The organism is Streptomyces sp. CA-294286 (assembly GCF_050947155.1).
Taxonomy (GTDB): Bacteria; Actinomycetota; Actinomycetes; order Streptomycetales; family Streptomycetaceae; genus Streptomyces.
On sequence record NZ_CP192004.1, the window covers coordinates 116,575 to 137,207 of the forward strand.

Annotated in this window: 18 protein-coding genes; 11 read left to right on the forward strand and 7 right to left on the reverse strand. The window is 72.7% G+C overall.

What is annotated here, in order from left to right:
* The first annotated feature begins 320 nt into the window (after positions 1–320).
* A complete protein-coding gene (locus ACQPZG_RS00530; protein ID WP_433543741.1) occupies positions 321–905 on the forward strand; it encodes a redoxin domain-containing protein in 585 nt (194 codons plus the stop codon).
* Between the two features lie 6 nt (positions 906–911).
* A complete protein-coding gene (locus ACQPZG_RS00535; protein WP_433543742.1) occupies positions 912–1,802 on the forward strand; it encodes a cytochrome c biogenesis CcdA family protein in 891 nt (296 codons plus the stop codon).
* Between the two features lie 171 nt (positions 1,803–1,973).
* On the opposite strand, the gene ACQPZG_RS00540 is transcribed toward ACQPZG_RS00535, so the two are convergent.
* A complete protein-coding gene (locus tag ACQPZG_RS00540) occupies positions 1,974–2,444 on the reverse strand; it encodes an MSMEG_6728 family protein (protein ID WP_433543743.1) in 471 nt (156 codons plus the stop codon).
* Positions 2,445–2,848: 404 nt separating this feature from the next.
* Between ACQPZG_RS00540 and gdhA the strand changes: the two genes are divergently transcribed.
* Positions 2,849–4,246 (forward strand): NADP-specific glutamate dehydrogenase, encoded by a 1,398-nt coding sequence (gdhA, locus tag ACQPZG_RS00545; protein WP_433543744.1) that lies wholly within the window; start codon positions 2,849–2,851, stop codon positions 4,244–4,246.
* Between the two features lie 7 nt (positions 4,247–4,253).
* Here the strand turns inward: gdhA and ACQPZG_RS00550 are convergent, their stop codons facing one another.
* Entirely contained in the window at positions 4,254–4,412 is a 159-nt protein-coding gene (locus ACQPZG_RS00550) for a hypothetical protein (protein ID WP_433543745.1), read from the reverse strand.
* A gap of 39 nt (positions 4,413–4,451) precedes the next feature.
* Positions 4,452–4,670, reverse strand: a complete 219-nt coding sequence (locus ACQPZG_RS00555; RefSeq protein ID WP_433543746.1) for a hypothetical protein — start codon at positions 4,668–4,670, stop codon at positions 4,452–4,454.
* Positions 4,671–5,256: 586 nt separating this feature from the next.
* Here ACQPZG_RS00555 and ACQPZG_RS00560 point away from each other — a divergent pair.
* From ACQPZG_RS00560 to ACQPZG_RS00575, 4 genes are all read left to right on the forward strand, one after another.
* A complete protein-coding gene (locus tag ACQPZG_RS00560) occupies positions 5,257–6,600 on the forward strand; it encodes a hemolysin family protein (RefSeq protein WP_433543747.1) in 1,344 nt (447 codons plus the stop codon).
* Positions 6,597–7,610, forward strand: a complete 1,014-nt coding sequence (locus ACQPZG_RS00565) for a hemolysin family protein (protein WP_433543748.1) — start codon at positions 6,597–6,599, stop codon at positions 7,608–7,610. Before ACQPZG_RS00560 ends, ACQPZG_RS00565 begins: the two co-directional genes overlap by 4 nt.
* Before the next feature lie 166 nt (positions 7,611–7,776).
* Positions 7,777–9,129 (forward strand): hemolysin family protein, encoded by a 1,353-nt coding sequence (locus ACQPZG_RS00570; RefSeq protein WP_433543749.1) that lies wholly within the window; start codon positions 7,777–7,779, stop codon positions 9,127–9,129.
* Positions 9,126–10,145: a hemolysin family protein gene (locus ACQPZG_RS00575; RefSeq protein WP_433543750.1), complete on the forward strand. Its 1,020-nt coding sequence runs from the start codon at positions 9,126–9,128 to the stop codon at positions 10,143–10,145. Before ACQPZG_RS00570 ends, ACQPZG_RS00575 begins: the two co-directional genes overlap by 4 nt.
* 658 nt (positions 10,146–10,803) lie before the next feature.
* Here ACQPZG_RS00575 and ACQPZG_RS00580 read toward each other — a convergent pair.
* The 3 genes from ACQPZG_RS00580 to ACQPZG_RS00590 all read right to left on the reverse strand — a co-directional run bounded on the left by ACQPZG_RS00580 (position 10,804) and on the right by ACQPZG_RS00590 (position 13,348).
* Entirely contained in the window at positions 10,804–11,271 is a 468-nt protein-coding gene (locus ACQPZG_RS00580) for a cupin domain-containing protein (RefSeq protein ID WP_433543751.1), read from the reverse strand.
* A gap of 83 nt (positions 11,272–11,354) precedes the next feature.
* Positions 11,355–12,191: a helix-turn-helix domain-containing protein gene (locus ACQPZG_RS00585; protein ID WP_433543752.1), complete on the reverse strand. Its 837-nt coding sequence runs from the start codon at positions 12,189–12,191 to the stop codon at positions 11,355–11,357.
* A 236-nt stretch (positions 12,192–12,427) separates the two neighbouring features.
* Positions 12,428–13,348: a helix-turn-helix domain-containing protein gene (locus tag ACQPZG_RS00590; protein WP_433543753.1), complete on the reverse strand. Its 921-nt coding sequence runs from the start codon at positions 13,346–13,348 to the stop codon at positions 12,428–12,430.
* Between the two features lie 313 nt (positions 13,349–13,661).
* Here ACQPZG_RS00590 and ACQPZG_RS00595 point away from each other — a divergent pair, with 313 nt between their 5' ends.
* On the forward strand, positions 13,662–13,976 hold the full coding sequence (locus tag ACQPZG_RS00595) for a hypothetical protein (protein ID WP_433543754.1): 315 nt from the start codon (positions 13,662–13,664) through the stop codon (positions 13,974–13,976).
* Positions 13,977–14,418: 442 nt separating this feature from the next.
* Here the strand turns inward: ACQPZG_RS00595 and ACQPZG_RS00600 are convergent, their stop codons facing one another.
* The gene (locus tag ACQPZG_RS00600; protein WP_433543755.1) at positions 14,419–14,706 is read right to left on the reverse strand and encodes a hypothetical protein; all 288 of its coding nucleotides are present in this window, start codon (positions 14,704–14,706) and stop codon (positions 14,419–14,421) included.
* Positions 14,707–14,792: 86 nt separating this feature from the next.
* On the opposite strand from ACQPZG_RS00600, the gene ACQPZG_RS00605 reads away from it, so the two are divergent.
* The 3 genes from ACQPZG_RS00605 to ACQPZG_RS00615 all read left to right on the forward strand — a co-directional run bounded on the left by ACQPZG_RS00605 (position 14,793) and on the right by ACQPZG_RS00615 (position 20,463).
* Complete coding sequence (locus tag ACQPZG_RS00605; RefSeq protein WP_433543756.1) at positions 14,793–18,914, forward strand: hypothetical protein; 4,122 nt, start codon at positions 14,793–14,795, stop codon at positions 18,912–18,914.
* Positions 18,915–19,100: 186 nt separating this feature from the next.
* Positions 19,101–19,376 (forward strand): hypothetical protein, encoded by a 276-nt coding sequence (locus ACQPZG_RS00610; protein WP_433543757.1) that lies wholly within the window; start codon positions 19,101–19,103, stop codon positions 19,374–19,376.
* Between the two features lie 151 nt (positions 19,377–19,527).
* On the forward strand, positions 19,528–20,463 hold the full coding sequence (locus ACQPZG_RS00615; RefSeq protein WP_433543758.1) for a MerR family transcriptional regulator: 936 nt from the start codon (positions 19,528–19,530) through the stop codon (positions 20,461–20,463).
* Positions 20,464–20,633 lie beyond the last annotated feature (170 nt).

The following is a 20,633-nucleotide window of genomic DNA, read 5'->3' on the forward strand; positions in this document are numbered from 1 at the left end:
GCAGGTGATCGAATCGCATGCCGAACCGAGCGTCGAGCCCGTGCACCCGGCGGGTGGTGCGTACCGAGGGAGGACGGCGCGGGAGCGGGTTCGGTACGCATCCGAGCGGGGCCGTAGCGGCCCTTCCGGGAACCGACCACAGCCGGCGCTCTCGCCCGTGCGCGGTGCCGGTCGCCCCCTCCGGCATCGTCGCGGACTGCGCGGCGTCTCCGTCGGCCCGGTCCGGCGGCTGACGTCATGAATCCGTAAGCGCACCCCGCCTCCCCGGCCGGACCTGAGGATCTACAGTCGCCCTCATCCCCAGCACACAGGAGACCTCCATGCGCGCCCGCACCGTCCTCCCGGCAGCCCTCGCCGCCGCACTGATCACCCTCACTGCATGCGGTGCCGACAGTGGCGCCGGGGACGCGGCGGCAGGCACCTCGCCCTCGAACGCCTCGTCCCCGGCACAGCCAACCGCCTCCCCCGGCACCGGCGACACCACCGCCGAACCCGCGGTGCCACAGGCGCTTCGGTTCACCGCCACCACGGTGGACGGCACGCCCTTCAACGCCGAGACACTGGCGGGCAAACCGACCGTGCTGTGGTTCTGGGCGCCCTGGTGCCCCAAGTGCAAGGCCCAGGCCGCCGAGACCGCGAAGGTCGCAGCCGACCACGCGGGCAAGGCCCATGTCGTCGGTGTGGCGGGGCTGGACAAGAACACGGCCATGAAGGACTTCGTCGCCGACACGGGGACCGACGGGTTCCCCCAGCTTTCCGACGAGACGGGTGAGCTCTGGAAGCGGTTCGAGGTCACCGAGCAGAGCCGCTACGTCATCCTCGACAAGGACGGCAAGACCGTCTACGAAGGGGTTCTGCCCGGAGGCAAAGGGCTGGCCGAGAAGGTCGCCGGACTGACCGGCTGAGCCACGATGTCCGACCTGCCCCTCGCCCTCGCACTCACCGCGGGCATCCTCGCCGCCGTCAACCCGTGCGGCTTCGCCCTGCTCCCCGCCTACCTCTCCCTCCTGGTCCTCGGCGACGACAGCCCCACCCGCGCCGTCGCCGTCGGCCGCGCCCTGACCGCGACCGTCTCGATCACCGTCGGCTTCGCCGCCCTCTTCGGCGTGTTCGGCCTGGCCGTCCAGCCCGTCGCCGGACAGGTCCAGGAACACCTGCCCTGGTTCACCATCACGTTCGGCGTCCTCATGGCCGCGGCCGGGGCATGGCTGCTCGTCGGCCGCCAACTGCCCGCCCTGCTGCCGAAAGTCCGACGGGCCCCCACCGTCACCCGTTCCGTCCCTTCGATGGCCCTGTTCGGCATGGCGTACGCCACCGCGTCCCTGGGCTGCACCATCGCTCCGTTCCTCGCCATCGTCGTCTCCGCGTTCCGCAGCGGTTCCACGGGCCGGGGCCTCATTCTGTTCGCCGCGTACGCGGTGGGCATGGGCCTGATCGTCGGCGTCGCGTCTCTCACCGTCGCCCTCACCCGCAGTACCGCCGTCGGCCACCTGCGCCGCGCCGGCGCGCTCGCACCCCGTATCGGCGGCGGACTCCTGCTCCTCGTCAGCCTGTACGTCGCCTACTACGGCTGGTACGAGATCCGTGTCCAGCGCGACCCCGCCACCACCGATCCCGTCATCGACGGAGCCGGTGCCCTCCAGCGCGCACTCGCGAACACCCTGGACAGTGCCGGGCCCGCCGTGATCGCCGGGCTCCTGGCCGTCCTGCTCCTGGCAGCCTGGATGATCCGTCGCCTGCGAGCGCGCCGCTCCTCCCGCACCCACGCCGGGCCGGCCTCCGCTTCCGGACACGCCGACTGATGTGGCGGTACCCGGTCAGGCCGGCACGAGAGCGTCCGGGCCCGTGGCCGGCGGGCTCGTCCTCGATGCCGCCGGGTTCGTCCCGCTGAGGACCCCCTTCGCGCGGGCCCCGACCGCACGCCGGCGGGCACGGACGACTGTGGAGTCCACGCCCGCCGGTGAGGAGCAAGGCTACGAAGGGCCCCGGTCGGACGCGGGCCAGACGTAGGGCAGATCATCGGGGACGCCCGGGAAGAGCGGGGAATACGTCTCCGGCGCCTTGCGCACCAGCGCCGACCGATGGCTGCGGTGGAAGGCGGCGTCCCCCAGCCAGGGCGGCAGCTCGCCGTCGTCGGCGAGCTGTTCCTGGGGGCGTACGTCGGCGCCGGGACGGTGCCGGGCGAAGTCGGCGAGGAGCGTGGTGGCACAGGTGTCGGCGCGCCCCTGCGCCACCCACACCGCGCACACGTCGAGGCCGTAACGGGCCAGGGCTTCCTCGTAGCCGAGCCACATGCGTACCGCGGGATGATGCCGCCATCCGTAGCCGGGCACGGTCAATCCGCGCAGCACCTGGAGGGCCTCGACCCGCTGCTTGCCCAGACGTGACCGGTCCAGGGCCGCGGCGGATCTGGTGAAGTCGGAGTACGGGAGAAAGGTCTGCACGCAGAATGCCTACCGCGGACGGTCCCGATTTACCCGCGCGTCCCGTCTGCGTCTTTGCTGAGGTGAACGGTACGAGGGCGTCTGAGGCAGGGGGCGGTCGCGTTCGGCCACAGCTCGGGGCTCAGGGCTCGGGCTGCTGGGCCGCACGTCGTCGTGCAGTGTCCGTCGCGGGGCTTCGAGGCCGCTTCAGCCGGATGTGGGCGGGGGCGGGGGCGGGGGCGCCAGCATGTGGACTGCGGGGAGGGCCCTTGACGTGCACTGGAACAATCATCGGTCAGATGCATCCGCGTGCCCGTGCACGCGGACGAGGAATTCCGGAGTCGGTGTGCGGCCGACGGGGCCCCGGGCCGTCTCCCCGGCGGGCGCCGTACCGGGTGCCGACCAGCTTGGAAAGGATGTGACCGATGTCTGCGACCCCCCAGAGCGGTGCTCAGAACGGTGCCGTCGGGAACGGCGCCTTCGACGACCGCGTCATCGAGAAGCTGTACGCCGAGGTGCTGCGCCGCAATCAGGGCGAGAGCGAATTCCACCAGGCGGTGCGCGAGGTCCTGGAGACGCTCGGCCCGGTGCTGCACGCGCGTCCCGAATTCATGGACGCCCGCATCGTGGAGCGCGTCTGCGAGCCCGAACGACAGCTGATCTTCCGTGTCCCGTGGTCCGACGACAAGGGCGGCATCCACGTCAACCGGGGCTTCCGGGTGGAGTTCTCCAGTTCGCTCGGCCCGTACAAGGGCGGACTGCGCTTCCACCCGTCGGTCAATCTCGGCATCGTCAAGTTCCTCGGCTTCGAGCAGATCTTCAAGAACGCCCTGACCGGCATGCCGATCGGCGGCGGCAAGGGCGGTTCCGACTTCGACCCCAAGGGTCGCTCGGACGCCGAGGTCATGCGCTTCTGTCAGTCCTTCATGACCGAGTTGCACCGCCACATCGGCGAGTACACGGATGTGCCGGCCGGTGACATCGGCGTCGGTGGACGCGAGATCGGCTATCTCTTCGGCCAGTACAAGCGGATCACGAACCGTTACGAGTCCGGGGTGCTCACCGGCAAGGGTCTCGGCTGGGGCGGCGCGCAGGCGCGCACCGAGGCCACGGGCTACGGCTGTGTGATGTTCACGGCGGAGATGCTGCGCGCCAGGGGCGAGAGCCTGGAGGGCCGACGGGTCGCCGTGTCCGGATCCGGCAATGTGGCGATCTACGCGATCGAGAAGGCCCAGCAGCTCGGCGCGACCGTCGTGACCTGCTCGGACTCCAGCGGTTACGTCGTCGACGACAAGGGCATCGACCTCGCGCTCCTGAAGGAGATCAAGGAGGCCGGTCGCGGTCGCGTCTCGGAGTACGCGGAACGCCGGGGCGCCCACGCGCAGTTCGTCGCGGGCCGCGGCGTGTGGAACGTGACGTGCGACGTGGCGCTGCCGTGTGCCACGCAGAACGAGCTGGACGAGGACGACGCGCGCACCCTGGTGGCGAACGGCATCCGGGCGGTCGCCGAGGGCGCGAACATGCCGACCACGCCGGGGGCGGTGAAGGTCTTCCAGGAGGCGGGCGTCGCGTTCGCACCCGGTAAGGCGGCGAACGCGGGCGGGGTGGCCACCAGCGCCCTGGAAATGCAGCAGAACGCCTCGCGCGACTCGTGGACCTTCTCCCACACCGAGGAGCGGCTGGAGGAGATCATGCGGCACATCCACGAGGCCTGCTACACCACCGCTGAGCGGTACGGGGTGCCGGGCAACTACGTGGTCGGCGCGAACATCGCCGGCTTCGAACTGGTCGCGGACGCCATGCTGGCGCAGGGACTGATCTGAGCAAACCCTACCTGTCGAGGTCGAGGTCGCGGTCAGGGTCGAGGTAGGGGTCGAGACCGGGCAGGAACGCGTCCCACGCCACAGGCAGGACCGGATGTTCACCCCGCCCGCGCTCGAAGACCTTCAGGTGCAGGTAGTGGTTCGGGCGGCGGGTGGCCGCACCCACGAGGTGCGGCCACCCGCCGGTCGTGCTTACTTGGCCGCCTTACTTGGCCGCGTCGAGTGCCGCCAGGGCCTGCGCCCAGCGGACGTACTTCAACTCGGCCAGGTCTGCCACGGTCTTGACGCCGAACGCCTCCTGCAACAGTTCGCCGTCACGGTCCGAGACGCCCTTCAGCGCCCCGACGGGAGCCGCGAGAATCTCCGGCAGGCTCTTGTCCGCCCATGCCTTGTCCAGCACCTTGCCGAGGTCGATCGATGCCACGAAATCCTCCTGAAAGAAGCGTAATCGGTTGGCTGCACTCGCGTTCTCTACAAGCCTGTAGAAGCATAGAGGGCGGTCACCCGTGCCGACCGCATCCCGCTTGACCCCCCTGGGGAATGTCCGAAACAGGTCTGTGAGAAAGCGAATTGCCCATGTCCGGGCGGACAGCGGCGCCCGCCTGCGACGCCCTCCCCCATGCCACTGGAAGGAGGAGCGCACAGCCCTCACACCGGGCAGGAGCCGCTGACGGAGGATCCGACGAAGGCTTCGCATGCCGCAGCGCGCCGGAGCGTGCACCTCGCGGAGATCCGCCGACGCCCCGCCCTGAGGCACTGCGGCGTCAGGGCGGCGGTCGACGCGGACGGCAGGATGACGCCCCGAGGGGGCGCGGGAGGAACGGCTCCGGTTTCAGCCGTCACGCACCTGGTTTTACCATCCCTTTACTATAAGGTCGGGGACACTGTTTCCAGCAGCTACGTCGGACCGAGCAGAAAAGGAGTGAGCGACCCGTCATGGGCGAGCCTCCCAGTACGAACCGTGCCACCGCCTGCGCACACCATGTGAGCCAGGAAGCGGGGGTGGCACGGTGACCGAAGTCCTTCTGCTGCTCCTGGCCCTCGGCCTCACCCTCGCGTGTGCGCTCTTCGTCGCCGCTGAGTTCTCGCTGACCACCGTCGAGCGCGGTGAGCTGGAGCGAGCCGCCGAGGCGCAGGAACGGGGCGCCGAGAGCGCGCTCCGGGCGGTGCGCCGACTGACGTTCCAGCTGTCCGGTGCCCAGCTCGGCATCACCGTCACCTCACTGGTGATCGGCATGCTCGCCGAGCCGTCGTTCGCGGCCCTGCTGCGCGGTCCGCTCGAAGCGATGGGGCTCGGTGCGGCGGCGTCCTCCGTGGCGACGGTGGTGGGTGTCGCCGTCTCGACGGTGGTGCTGATGGTCGTCGGCGAGCTGGTGCCCAAGAACTGGGCGATCTCGCGTCCGCTGGCCGTCGCCAAGGTGGTGGCCGGACCCCAGCGCGGTTTCACCGCTGCTTTCGGCCCCTTGATCCGTCACCTGAACGGCACCGCGAACCGGTTCGTACGGCGCTTCGGGCTGGAGCCGGCCGAGGAGCTGACCTCCGTACGCACCCCCGACGAGCTGGCCTCGCTGGCCCGGCACTCGGCGGCCGAGGGTGCGATCGAAGCGGATTCCGCAGAGCTGTTCGTGCGCACGCTGCACCTGGGTGAGCTGACCGCCGAGAACGTCATGACCCCACGCGTCGACGTGCGCGCGCTGGAGGCCCACGCCACGGCGGCCGACGCGGCGAATCTGACGTACGCCACCGGACTCTCCCGTTTCCCCGTCTACCGTGACAGCCTCGACGAGGTCATCGGCACCGTCCACATCCGCGACGTGCTCGCCCTCGACCCCGGCAGGCGTCCGGTGACGCCGATCACCGAGCTGACGACCCCGCCGCTGCTGGTGCCCGACTCCCTGCCCGCCGACCGGCTCCTGGAGCGGATGCGCGCGCACCGCACGATGGCGGTGGTCGTCGACGAGTACGGCGGCACCGCCGGCGTGGCGACCGTGGAGGACATCGTCGAGGAAGTCGTCGGCGAGGTCCGTGACGAGCACGACCCGGCGCGTACTCCTGATCTGCTGCCTGCTCCGCCCACCGCGGACGGCCGGGCCGGCTGGGAGGCCGACGGCGGCGTGCGGATCGACGAACTCGCCCGGATAGGTCTGATCGCCCCCGACGGGCCGTACGAGACGGTGGCCGGGCTGATCGCCACCCACCTCGCGCGCATTCCCGCCGAGGGCGACACGGTCGTGGTCGGCGGCTGGCAGCTGGACGTCCTCGACGTCGCGCACCACCGGGCGGACCGCGTGCACATCACCGAGCCCGAACCCGCGGCCGCCTCGCAGCAGGGTGCTCAGGAGATGGCCCGATGACCGCGCTCCAGCTGGCCGTCGGCGCGCTGATGATCCTGGTCAACGCCTTCTTCGTCGGCGCCGAATTCTCTTTGATCTCCGTCCGCCGCAGCCAGATCGAGACACAGGCCCGCGCGGGCCACCGGCGTGCCCGCTCGACCCTGTGGGGGCTGGAGCACCTCTCGGCGATGATGGCAACGGCCCAGCTCGGCATCACCGCCTCCTCGCTGGTGCTGGGCGCCGTCGCCGAACCGGCCATCGCCCGTCTGCTGGAGCCGGGCTTCGAAGCAATCCACGTCCCGCACGGCCTGGTGCACCCGGTCGCGTTCGTGATCGCGCTGACCGTCGCGACCTATCTGCACATGCTGATCGGCGAGATGGTGCCCAAGAACATCGCGCTCGCCGCCCCGGTGAGGACCGCGCTGCTGCTCGGCCCGCCGCTGGTCGCGCTCACCCGTGCGCTGCGTCCGGTGATCTTCTCCGTCAACGCCTTCGCCAACGCCCTGCTGACGCTGCTGAAGGTCGAACCGAAGGACGAGGTCGCGTCCGTGTTCACCGACGACGAGCTCGCCCGTATGGTGCGCGACGCCAGCGACGCCGGTCTCCTCTCACCGGCGGACAGCGAGCGGCTGCGCGACGCCCTGGAGCTGGGGAGGCGGCCGGTCGGCGAGATCTTCGTCCCCGCGGCCGACATGACCACCGTCGACCACACCGTCACCCCGGCCCGCCTGGAGCGCGTCGCCGCGGCGGCCGGGTTCTCCCGCTTCCCGGTCACCGGTCCCACCGGAGCCGTCCTGGGCTACCTCCACATCAAGGACACCCTCGGCGTCGTCGACCGCGACCGGCCCTTCCCCCGCGCGGCCCTGCACGCGGTGACCCGCGTGCGGATCGACACCCCGTTGGACGACACCCTCGCCGCGCTGCGCGCCGCCGGCAGCCACCTCGCAGCGGTCACCGGCGACGCAGGCACGGTCCTCGGCTTCGTCACCATGGAAGACGTACTGGAAGAACTGGTCGGCCCGGCCGCCTGACGGCACGCGCGACCCACCGCCTCCACGGATACTCGGGCTCAGGACCTTCGGTCCCGGCAGACCCGTCGTCCTCGTCATCACCCCTCCCCACCCCTATGAAGGAGCACGTCTTGTCCGCCAGTCCGACGGACCACGACGGTCCGCGACGCAGTCCCCGGATCGTCCGATGAACGCCGTACTCGGCCTGCTGGCCGTCCTCGTCCTGACCGCCGGCACCGGCTACTTCGTCGCGCAGGAATTCGCCTACGTCGCCGCCGACCGGCTGGCACTCGCCCGTGAGGCCGAAGCGGGCGACAAACGCGCCGCACGCGCCGTGCAGGTGCTGGAGCGGCTTTCGTTCATGCTCTCGGGCGCCCAGCTGGGCATCACCGTCACCGGCCTGGTCGTGGGCTTCCTCGCCGAACCGTCCGTCTCCGCCCTGCTGCGGCCCGCGCTCAGCGGCACCGGCCTCCCCGACGGCGCGGTCTCCGCGATCTCGGTGACGCTCGCCTTCGTGATGGCCACCGTCGTGCAGATGGTGCTGGGCGAGCTGGCCCCCAAGAACCTCGCCCTCGCCGTTCCCGAGCGGCTCGCCAAGTCGCTGTCGGCCTCGACCCTGGCGTATCTCAAGGTCGTCGGACCGGTGGTCCACCTCTTCGACGCCACCGCCAACAAGCTGCTGCGCAAGGTCGGCATCGAGCCGGTCGAAGAACTGCACCACGGCGCGACCCTGGAGGAGCTCAGCCATCTGATCGGCGAGTCCCACGAACAGGGACAGCTCCCCCGCGCGAACGCCGAGCTCCTCGACCACGCCCTGGAGTTCTCCGAGCGCACCCTGGACGAAGTCATGGTGCCGAGCGTCGACGTCGCCTACGTACGCGCCGACGCACCCGCCACCGAGGTCGTGCAGCTGATCGCCAAGCACGGCCACTCCACCTACCCGGTCACCGGACAGCGCTACGACGACATCAAGGGCGTCATCGGCGTCCGCGAACTGATGCGGCTGCCGGCCCCCGCCTGCGAGGGCGCCACCGCCGGCGAGCTGGCCCGGCGCCCGCTCCTGCTGCCCGACACGCTGCCCCTGCCCCGCGCCGTGGAGCAGATGCGCGAGCACCAGCAGGAATTCGCGGTCGTCCTCGACGAACACGGCGGCTTCGCCGGGATCGTCACCTTCGAGGACATCGCCGAGGAACTGGTCGGTGAGATCACCGACGAGTCCGACCAGGTGATCGAGATCGCGGCCCCCGACGGAACCGGATGGCTGGTCGACGCCGGCCGTCGCCTCGACGAGATCGCCGAAGCCACCGGCATCGAACTTCCCGAGGACGAGGACTACGACACCGCCGCCGGCCTGATCGTGGACCGGCTCGGCCGCTTCCCCGCCATCGGCGACCGCCTCACCGTCGCCGCCGTCCTCATCGAGGTCCGCACCCTCGACCGCCACGTCCCCGACCGCATCCGACTGGAGCGCCTCCCGGACACCACCCACCCCGACGCGGACCCGCCGACCGCCGTGCACGACGAGGAGCCGACCCGATGAGCTTCCCCCTGGCCCTCGCCCTCACCCTCCTCCTGCTCATCGGCAGCGGCTTCTTCGTCGCCGCCGAGTTCGCCCTGGTGGCCGCCAAGCGCCACCGCATGGAACGCGCCGCAGCCCAGGGACAGCGCGGCGCCAAATCGGCTCTCGCCGGAATGCGCGAACTGTCCCTGATGCTCGCGGGCGCCCAGCTCGGCATCACCATCTGCACCCTGGGCCTCGGATCGATCTCCAAACCCGCCATCTCCCACGAACTGGACCCGCTCCTGGAAAGGCTCGGCCTGCCCAGCGGGCTGAGCTACGGCATCGCCTTCGCCATCGCCATGATCGTGGTGGTCTTCCTGCACATGGTCCTCGGCGAGATGGCCCCCAAGTCCTGGGCCATCGCCCACCCCGAACGCTCCGCCATGCTCCTCACCCCGCCCTTCCGCGCCCTCATCCGTCTCGTACGGCCGCTCATCTGGGTACTCAACAAGGTCAGCAACGCCCTCGTGCGGCTGTGCCGCGTCACCCCCCGCGACGAACTCACCTCCGTCCACAACCGCGAACAGCTCACCCACCTGGTCGCCGAGTCCGAGCGCCTCGGACTGATCAGCAAGACCGACTCCGGCCTGATCACCCGCTCCCTGAGCGAACCCCAGACCCCGGTCGCGCAGCTCCAGGTACCCGCCGCACAGATCAGCTACGTCGACGCGACCGCGACCACCGACACGATCCTTGCCGCTGCGACAGCGGCCGACCACACCCGCCTGCTGGTACGCGACGGCGACACCATCCTCGGATCGGTACACGCCCGCGACGCGCTGGTCGCCCGCGCCCAGGGCCGGACCCCCACGGCCCGCGAACTCGCCCGCCCCGTCCCGGACCTGGCCCCGCACCACACCGTCGCCCACGCCGTCGAGCAACTGCAGCACCGCAGGGCCTCACTCGCCGTCATCCGCGACGCCGACGGCCGGCTGACGGGCCTGGTCAGCCTCGACGACCTCATCATCCGACTCATGGGAGCGCCGGCCGCCTGACAGCGAGCCGGTCACCCGCCCCGGCGGGCCGGCGACCCGACCAGCGACGCCGGGGCGGCCACGGCTCGCCGGGAGTGGACCAGCCGCCTCGGACTCGGTACGACGAGCCGGCCGACGTCGCCGACCGGTATTCCGCCACCGGACCCCTCGCCGCGCGGACGGAGGCCCGCCGGAAGCGGGACCTGCTGCCCGGCGGGCCGCGTTCCCCACAGGACGGCGTCCGGTGGCACACCGGCCCCCACCGCTGCTCGCGGTGGGGGCCGGCGGCACGAGCTCCGAACCCGACCTCATCTTCGGTGCGCAGAGACGTGACCGGCAGAGACGTGACCGTGGGTGCGGGAGTCGGGCACAGCCGGCAGCGCGATGCCGGGCTGCGACGTGGGCGGTCCTGCCGTACGACGTGCCTCGGCAACCCGGCCCCTGGGCGGGCGGTCCGACAAGTGCCGTGCCCCCTCGTCCCGTTCACGTCGGCACGGCACAACGACGGTGGTGTCGTCCGAGAGCGTCCGGACTGTCGGCGCCGAGCTGCACGTGATCCAGACGGTCGGCGCCCGGCTGCGCGCGATCCAGACGGTCGGCGCCCGGCTGCGCGCGATCCAGACGGTCGGCGCCCGGCTGCGCGTGGGTGGGCCGTCGTCGAGGCACACGGCGCGTGTCCTCACGGTGCTTGCGGGTCGGGGGTGCCGTCGTGCTCGGTCGGGTGGGCGTCGGTCCGGGGACGGTGGTCGGTGCCGAGGCCGGCGGTGATGGTCAGGATGGACGCCTGCCCCGTCATGTCGACCGCGTGCCAGACCCCGGCCGGGTTGACCGTCGCCTCCCCCGGCCCGAGCACCACACGGTCGGGCCCCTCGTCCATGACGCGTGTGACGGTCACCGACCCGTTGAGGCAGACGACCAGTTCGTCGCCGGCGGGGTGGCGCTCCCAGTGGTCGCCCGGGCCTTCGCCGTCGAAGATGGTCACCATTCGGCCTTCGGCACCGTCCGCCGCGACCGCGGCACTGTACGCCCGCAGCACCTCCGGGTCCCAGGCGAAGCCCTCCACGGGTTTCGCTCTCGATCCCAGCCCGAGGTGGACGGGGGTGGTCCGCAGGTCGATGGCATCGCGTTCGTCGTTGAGGAGTCTCATGCCGACGATCGTCACAGGGCGGCCAGGGGGCGGTCTTGAAAGAAAGGGAACGCAAGCCGACGCGACGGGCCGCCGGCCGGCGTCTACCCGGTTTCGAGGAGGACTTCGCCACGACGCCAGACCGTCGGCGGTCGGCCCGTGAACGCGCGCCACTCCCGTACGAGATGGGCCTGATCGGCGTAGCCGGAGGCGGTCGCCACGTCGGCCCACGGGAGCGGGGCGCGCGCCGTCGCCAGTTCGTGCGCGTACTCGAAGCGCAGAACCCGGGCGAAGGTCTTCGGCGACAGGCCCACCTCGCCGCGAAACCGCTCGGCGAGGTACCGACGGCTCCAGCCCAGTTCGGCGGCGACCGCCCCCACCTGGACGCGACCCCGCGCGGCGACGAGGCGTCGCCATGCCTCGGCCACCTCGGGGCGCGTTCCGGGCGCGCGGTCGTTGCCGGCACCGCGGCCGACGGCTCGCAGGAGCAACTCGTCCAGCACGGCGAACCGCGCGGTCCATGTCGTCGCCGCCCGGAGCCGGTCGGTCAGCTCGACGCCGAGGGTGCCGAGCAGCTCGTCGAGAGGGATCAGCCGGTGGGCGAGCGCGGCGGCGGGCACACCGTAGACGGCTCGGGCCCCGAGCGGTGTCAGGGACACCTGCACGCCGTGCAGGCGTCCGTCGTGATGGATCGCGACGGACCGGCACATCAGGCCGCCGGTCACGCTGTCGAACCGGGCGACCGGTGACCCGTCGTCGACGGACGCCGCCACCTCCAGAGGGTCGGAAAGGCTGATCACCGCCGTGAGCGAGCGGCCCGGCGGACCGCAGTGCACCCCGGCCGGGAACCCTCGAAGATCGAAACCGGCATACGCGTCGACGTACCGCCGCAGGGCGGGCGTCGGACGCGCGCTGAGTCCGGTGGCCGCATGGTCTTCCACCCTCCTCACTGTACGGCCGGAGAGCAGGCACCGCCCGAGACTTGCGCTGGACCGTAGACGACCGGTCAAGTCCGGCCGAGTGGCGTCCTGTTGGCATGCGACGGCCGCCCGGCAGCCGCCAGAAGGGCGCGCCTGCACGGCGGAGGGATCGCAGGGGCGGAGGAAGGCGTGGGCTCCGCCCTGCGATCCGGGGCACCGGCGGGCGAGGTGGTGGCGGGCACCCGTGAGGCGGCAGGTCACGGCGGAACCAGGACCGAGGTGAGGGGGTGGCGGACAAGACTCGTGTCATCGACGCCGTGGCCGAGGGAGGCGGCGTGGGTGTCGTGCGCGGCGAGGGCCCGGAGGCCGGTCGCGGTCGTGCCCGCCAGGACACGGAAGTCCCGCGCCAGATGGGCCTGGTCGTGGTAGCCGCAGGCGGCGGCCGTCCCGGCCCCGGTCGCGCCGGGCTCCAGCAGCCCTGTCAGAGCCCTCTGGAAACGGAGGACGCGGGCGGCGCTCTTGGGGGCGAGCCCGATCTGCTCCGCGAACAGGACCTCCAGGCGCCGCCGGCTTCTTCCGGTCTCCTCGGCCAGCCGTCCGACCGGCAGCGTGCCGTGGCTGGCCCGTAACAGGTTCCACGCCTGGACCACCACGGGCGAGGGCCAGCAGCGGGTGCCGGCGAGCCGGGTGGACAGGGCTTCGTCGAGTACGGTCCAGCGGGCCCCCCAGCCGGAGGCGCGGGCGAGCCGCTCGGTGAGGGCAGAGCCCCAGTGGCGTCCCAGTACGTCCGCCGGGTGGACCATGCCCTCGGCGAGGTGACGGAGCGGCAGGCCCAGGAGCGCGTAGGCGCCCAGGGGTGTCAGCTCCACCTGTACGCCGTGGCCGGTGCCGCCGACGCGGCTGGTCACCGGGCGCGTCTGCGGCCCCAGCAGCACCATGTCCCAGTCGCTGCCCGCACCCCGCTCCCGCTCGCGGACCGAGGCGAGGTGGAGCGGGACTCCCCACGTCAGGCACAGCGTGACGGTGGCCGAGGGAAGGTTGATCCGCCGCACGTCAGGTGCCGCACTCATGCGGTATCCGGTGTAGCTGACCACATGGTCGCGCAGCCGGGCCGCGGGCCGGTGGCGCACCCGGCGGCGCTCGGGGCCCAGCCGGTTGGGTGCTGACTCGCGGGCCACAGCTGACCGCCCCTCTCGACCCGTGCGACGGGGAGGGCGGGGACCGGCGGGGTGCGCGTTCGTACAAGCCGCGGTCCCGGCCGTGGCTCCAGTGTGGTGGTGTGCACAACGGGCCGTGAAGCCAGGAACGCGCCATTCGGGGGAGGGCGCGACCCGGGAGTCCCCGTCCGCACCAAGGCACGTCCGGGCCAGCACGTCGCACTGTACGTGTCGTCCGTGCACCGAACGCACGTCGTCGCCGGTGTCCTGCCGACCGCGACGGATCCCCTCTCCCCCTCCTCATCCACGTCATCCACGAACCGAAGGAGCACCCATGCGTTTCCGTACGGCTGTCGCAGGACTGGGAGTCGGAGCGGCACTGGCGTTGGGCGGCGTCTCGGCGCCCGCCCAGGCCGCCCCTGACGAGAACGGAGCGTCCTCGGCGCTCGGGCCCGACTGCTCCACGGGCGAAAACCTCACCAACGGGTGGGGCAAGTGCACCACGCCCGGGAACTACAAGTGGCGCGTCAACGTCCGGTGCACGCTGGGGGGTTCAGGGTCGAGCAGCATCGTGACCGGGGCGACGCGGACCAACGCGTACTGCAACTGGGGCTACGTGGAGCGCGCGTCCATCGAGCACTTCCGGTGATCCGTGCATCCACGGTGTTCCGCCGTGGATGCCGACGTCGCGTGCCCGCGATGCGACCGCGCTGACCCGTCGTCCCCCGGAACGGCCCGCCACCGGCGACGTTCCGGGGGACGTCGCTCCGCGTGATCGTGCTGGTCGGGCGGCGACGTGTGCCGCCAGGCGCTCGGCCGGGGTGTCCCGGCCGGGCGCCTCACGTGGACGGCCGTCCAGTCAGCCGTGGGCACTCCCCGCTGTCCGACCCGACGTCACAGGGCGGGTCGATGCGCGAGGCGCCCTGATCGAGACGGCGACGTAACGGCGGAAGGCGCAGCCGACGGCGACGCGGGGAGCGATGCCCTCGGCTGCGGCGGAGGAGTCCTCGCGGCTGATGCCGTACCGAGCAGGTCGGTCGACAGGAGTCCGGGACGTGGTCAGCGACAGTCGTGCTGCCAGACGCCCGGGATCAGGTCACGAAAGCGGTCGACAGCTGCCGCTGTCCGGCCGCGGACCAGAACGGCCGCACCGTCGTCATCGCGCACCAGGACGTCATGGCCCAGGAACCACCGGCTCGTTTCCGTGCGTACGGGCCTGAAGACCGGCCCACCACCGCACCCGCGCACAGCCAACCCCCACCCCCCTGCGTACGGGCCTGAAGGCCGAGCCACCACCGCACCCGCGCGCAGCCGACGTCGAGCAGGTGCTCGGCGGGCAGCAGTCCGCGACGGCACGCCTCGGGGCCGGGGCCGCCCACCTGGCCCACCCGCCGACGCGGCCCGACAGCCCTTCGCCCCGGAGCCCCCCGGCCCGCTGTCAGTCCCGCCTGGCAAGATCGCGCACATGACCAGCAACACCGGAACTCCCGTCCCGCTCCCGGCCAATCACCGCGGCTCCGAGACGTACGCCGACTGGGCGCGCACTCAGGGGCCCGGCGTCGAGAGCGACGCCCGCGACACGCTGGAGCGGGCGGCCAGCGGTCGGCACCGGGCCTGGGAGAAGCCCGGCCGGTTCGTGGACGACGCGCAGCGTCTGGCCCGGGGGCTGCCGGCTGCGCATCTGCCCTGGTTCTGGGACACCATCGGTCACTGGTTGCTGGAGACGCACCGCCGCTCCGCCGCGCGCGCCTACGGGCAGGCGCGCGCCGCCGAACGCACCCACGCACTGCCGGTCGACTCTGACTGGCGGCGGGCGAATCAGCTGTTGTTCGCCCGGTTCGGCGCGCTGCCCGGCAGTGAACTCAGCGGGGCGGCGGCCTGGTTGGCCGGTGTCCTGGGGCCGGTCGACGCGCACCGCGAGTTCGTCCGCCTGCTGACCGTTTGGGCGGCGTCGCCCGGCGAACTGCCCGCCGACCTGGCCCGGCGGGTCCGGGACTCGGCCCGTGCGGCCGGGCTCGGCAGCGCGGAGGAGGCGCGGGTGCTGGGCGCCCTGCTGGCCGCCGCCGACGGCAAGGCCGTACCCGACCGGCTGCTCGACGCGGCCGCCGGTCCGCTCACCGCCCACCCGCCCGGCGACGAGCAGGCCACCGCCCTGCTCGACCTGTTCCCCGAGTCGAAGAACGACGCGGCGGCCTGGCTGCGGCTGCTCATCGCGTGCGGGGCCGCCGACGCGGCCGCGGCCGGACGGATCTCACCCGAGGGCGGCCTCGGCGACTGGTTGCGCCGGTATTCCGCCGGGTACTCCCACCGCCCGGCCGGCGGCGGGGGTTTGACCCGCCAGCCCATGCCCGCGGAACTCCTCCACCTGGTGGGCCGGTTCGCCCCGCTGCTGCGCGCGGACGGCACCCCGGTACGGCTGCACGAGGACCGCTACCGCTGGCCGCATCTGGACGCCGACCTGCTCGATCTCTGCCTCGCCGAGGGCATACCCGTCCACGACCCCGGGGCCGCGGTCGGCCTGGCGTTCTGGGGTGAGCGCTCGCAGCGCGACCTCAAGGCCCTCGCCGCCGACCCGGTGTTCGGCCCCCGGCTGGAAGGCACCGTGCACGCCGGGCTCCGCACCCGCGGCGGCACGGCGGTCGGCGGCACTGCCATCAGCCGGCTTCCACACAATCCGGGCATCGCCGCCGAGGTGCACGCCCGAGTCGAGGGGCTGCTCGACGCCCTGCGCGGAGGTGGTCTCGCCGCCGCCGACGAGGCCGTCGACGAGTTGCACGAGCTCCTCGACCGGCCCACCGCCGTCGCCCTGGACGGCATCGAGGAGGCCCTCGACGCGCTCGACCTCTCCGGCCCGCTGGCCCGCGCCCTGCGGGCCGGGCTCCCCGAGGAGTTGGGTTGGCCCGCCCTGGACCGCGCACTCGCCGAGTTCCGGCCCGACGAGACCGTGTACGTCACCTGCACCTGGCCGGTGCTCACCGTGTACGGGGAGGGCCGCGCCTTCGCCGTCGACCACGCGGGGCGGCGCGGAGAGCACGCCCTGGAGCTGCCCGACGGCGCACTCGGCCACACCGTGCACTGGGTCGGCGGCCGGTTCCTCGTGGCCTGGAACGAGAAACACCACGAGAACCCCGCCACCACCGCCTACTGGTCCGACCGCCCCGGCGAGAGGTTCGCACCGGAGGAGACGTTCGGGCTGCGCCCCTACGGCGGCAGCATCCAGGGCGGCCTCGGCTACCAGTTCGAAACTCCGGACGACGGCGGCCGGTTCGACGGCGAGCGCGTCCTGCGGGCAGGGGGCCGTGAGGGCATCGGCGCCCGCGACTACCAGATGAGCGACGGCCACTCCTTCTGGAGCACCACGGTGTTCAGCGAGCGCCGCGACGGGTGGACCCGCGTCGACCCGGCCACCGGTGTTCCCACCGCCGACCGCACCCTGCCCGCCTTCCACGACCCCGACCGGTCCCCGCCCGGCACGAAGCCCTTCCCCGACCACCGGATCCTCGCCGCGCTGCCCCCCGGCGCCCCGCCCTCCCCGCTCGGCCGGAACGGGAACCTCACCGGCTGCCGCGTCGACCACCGCACCCCGTACGCGGGCCCCTCGCCCCGCGAGTTCGTGCTGGAGTCCATCGACGGCCGTACCGCTACCTACCGCAGCCGCAACTGGGGCCGACGCCCGTGGGGAATCCTCGCCCTGCCGGTCGGCGGTGAGGACGCCGTCCTGGTCGGCGGGACCACCGTCCGCTGCCACTCCGCCGCCGACAACTCGCTGCTCTGGCAGGTCCGGGGCTTCCCCGACGGCCGCGGCAGGTCCCGGGGCCGCGCCACTCTGGGCGAGTCGGCCGGGCCGGTGCCGCCGCCCGCCTTCTGGCACTTCCTCACCCCACGGGACGAGCCCTCGTCCCGTGCCCTGCGGCGGGTCACCGACACCGCGGCGCGCGAGCTGCTGCACCAGGGCACCGGGCGCGCCCTGCCCGGCGTGACCGACCCGCGGATCCGGGAAGGGGTCGACCGTGCCGTCCGGCTCGCCGCCGACGTACTGCGCCGCCGCCGGGAGCTGTCCCACCGGGTCGCCGTCATGCGGGCCGGGCCGGTCGTCGATCTGCCCGACCCGGTGCCGGACAACCGGCTCCTGCCGGCCCTCCACGGCCTGCTCCCCCAGCTGCGCCCCTACGAGGAACAACAGCCGCAGCCACAGCCCGCCCTGCTCACCTCGGTCGCCGCCGACGGCCGGTACCTGCGCGGCGAGATCGACGACGAGGTGCGCGTGCTCGCGTTGCCCGCACCGCCCGCCGAGTGGGCGGTGCTGACCGGCCGGATCGACGCCGTGGCCTGGCGGGCCGTCGTCGCGGCCACCCCCGACGAGCAGCGGCAGGCGCTCACCGCACTGCTGGCCGTCTGGAGCCGGCAGCCGTTCGCGGAGGCCGACAGCTCCTGGCGGACGGGCCGGGCCCCCGGGCAGCGGATCGCCGCACTGCGCGCCGACGGTTTCGCCGTCGCCTCCGGACCGGACCGCAGCGGCCTCGCCCCCTTCCTGCACAGGGCAGCCGATCCGGTGCCCGACGATGCCGAGGAGTGCGCCACGCACACCGTCACCACCGATGACACCACCCGGCTCCCCCGTCTGCTGGCCCTGCTCGCCGACCAGGGCCCGCTGCCGGTGCCCGAGGAGGCCGTGGACCTGTTCCGCTGGCGCACCGGGGTGCCGCGCCCGATCGCCGCGCTGGTCCTCGACGGCTTCGCGGGCAGCGACGACTACGGTGCGCAGCGCAAGCTGGTCCGCGCCAAGCCGTACCGGGCGGACCGGGCCACCGCCTGGGCGTACGACGAGTTCCGGCAGCGACTCGGGCCGGCAGGCCGGCGCACCGTGCTCGCTGCGGCCGTGTCCGGCGACCCGGCGCAGCTCTGGGCCCCCGGCGGAACGACCGCTGCCGCTGAACGCATGGCCGCGGCCTGGGTTCAGTTGCTCGGCAGCGCCCCGTATACCGATGACGGCAGCCACGCCGCTGCCCTGGCCGCGGACCACGGCCTCCCGGCGATCTGGGCCACGGCCCTGCTCACCGGCCGCCTGGAGGAGCCCCTGGGCGCCGAGGGCGTGCGGGCCGCCGCCACCGCCGCCGCCTGGGCTCTCGCCGAGCGCCCGGTCGCGGATCCCGCGGCGCGGGGTGCCCGCGTGCTGCTCGGTCGGCTCACGGATCTGCCCGCCGATCTGCTCGATGGCCTGCACAGGCTGGCGGAGCGGTCCACGACCACCCCCGTTCCGCCGGGCCAGTACGAGGCCAATCCGCTGTTCGGCGTCCCGGAGCTGGTGGACGAGGTGGCGGCGGCTCTCGGCGTCAGCCGTGACGCGGCCGCCCTCCACCTCCAGCTGCATGCTTTCGACCGCCCGGCCGACCGCACCGTCCGCCGCTGGAACTTCTGGTCCCTCGACCATCACCGGGCCGTACGCAAGGAGTTGACCGCTGCGAAGGTCCCTCGCCCCGCGCCCGCCTCCGCGGTACGGGCCCCCGCCGCGGTCCCGGCGCCCGCGCACGAGCGGTTCGCCCGCGTCTGGGCGGAGGGCGCGGCACGCCCGGGAACGAAGGCATGATGCCGCTGATGCGCACTCCGCGCGAACAGAGCGACTGCCCGCAGGACTTGGACGGCACGCTTCCGTGGGCGCCAGAGCCGGTGCTCGGAACGACCTCCCGGACGGCGGCCGTTCTGCGGGAGCACACGGAGCAGAAGAAGCGGACCGTGAGGCGCACTACGGGGCGGGCCTGCTTGCGCATCGGCGTTGACCCCGGGCAACCCGTACTCCGTCACGAAGTGGGCGGCCCACGCGCTCGCCGAGAACGTCCGGTTGCTCGTCGGCCGGGACGGGGTCGGCGTGACGGTCGTCGGGCCCGGCGTGGTGGACACTCCGTTCCGGGACAGGCGTGGCGGGACCCCTGACGCGGCGCCTTCGATGACGCCGGAGCAGATCGCGGACGCCGTCGTCTTCGCCGTCGACCAGCCCGCGGGAGTGGACATCCACCGGATCACCCTGCGTCCGACCGGGCGGGTCGGCTGACGCGCGGGCTGCGGGGCGCGCGTCAGCCGGTACGGAGAAGCGGGGCGTCTCCTGGCCCGCTGCCGGGCGGGGCGGCCCGGGGTTGCACCTTCCGTAACGGTATGTGGTCCGGTGGACTCACGTCCCGCCCCACTGAGGAAGGCCCCCGCTCATGTACTCGTCCTTCATCCCGCCGCGCCGGGTCAAGATCGGTGACGCGGCGGCCTTCGTCGGCATCACCCCGCGGGCGATCCGTCACTACCACGACATCGGCCTGCTCCCCGAGCCCGGACGGGGCAGCGACGGCCGCCGCCGCTACGGCTACGAGGACATGATCCGGCTCCTGTGGATCCGCAGGATGGCCGATGCCGGGATCGCCCTGGACGACATCCGTCACGCCTTCGCCGACGCGGCTTCCGCCGGTGCCGACAGCGACGACGGCCTCGCGACCATCCTGGAACGGCTGGACGCAACCCTCGTCGCCCAGGAGGCGGAACTGCGGCGGCAACGGACCGCCGTGCAGCGCATGCGCACCGAGGGCAGCAGGATGGGTCTGCTCTCCGACTTCGTCACCAGCCGCCTCAAGAGCCTGCCCGTGGGGTCGCTGCGCCCCGCGGACCTGGACACCCTGCTGGTCACCGAGCGGATCTTCGGTCCGCTCGGTGCGGCCGTCCAGGCCGGCCGTTTCATCGCGTTGGCCACTCACCCCGGGCTGCGGGAGGACTCCGACCGTGTGGATGCCGCCGAGGAGGCACTCGACGACACGGTCGCCGTCGACGACCCCCGGGTGGCCCGGGTGGCTGCCGAACGGCACGCCTTCGAAAAGGCGCTGCACACCGTCATCGAGGATTCCGGCCTGTCGGAGAGCGACGACGCGCTCTTCGACTCCTGGGACGCCCTGCACCCCCCGACCGCTGAGGAGAGCGAGGACGGGGCCGGCCAAAGCTCCGGCACGGGGCAGGACACCATGAGCGCGTTCGAAGCCATCGGCAAGATGCCCTACGACTTCTCCCCGGCCCGCCTGCGTTGCATGGTCCTGGCCGAAGAGTTCTCCGCGCACGAGTCCCCGCTGCCCGAAACACGGCCCAGCAGCGGAGACTCGGCCTGAACCGGCGGTCGAAGTCAGCCGGCGAACGGACAGGACCGTGGGTCAGGTGTCGGTGGCTTCGGAGCGGCGCAGCACGCCGACGCGAAGTCATCGGCACCCGTCCCGCAAGGACTGTGCGTTGCCGGCTTCGGCCCAGCGAGGACACGCTCAGTCCGCGCGAAGCTGCATCC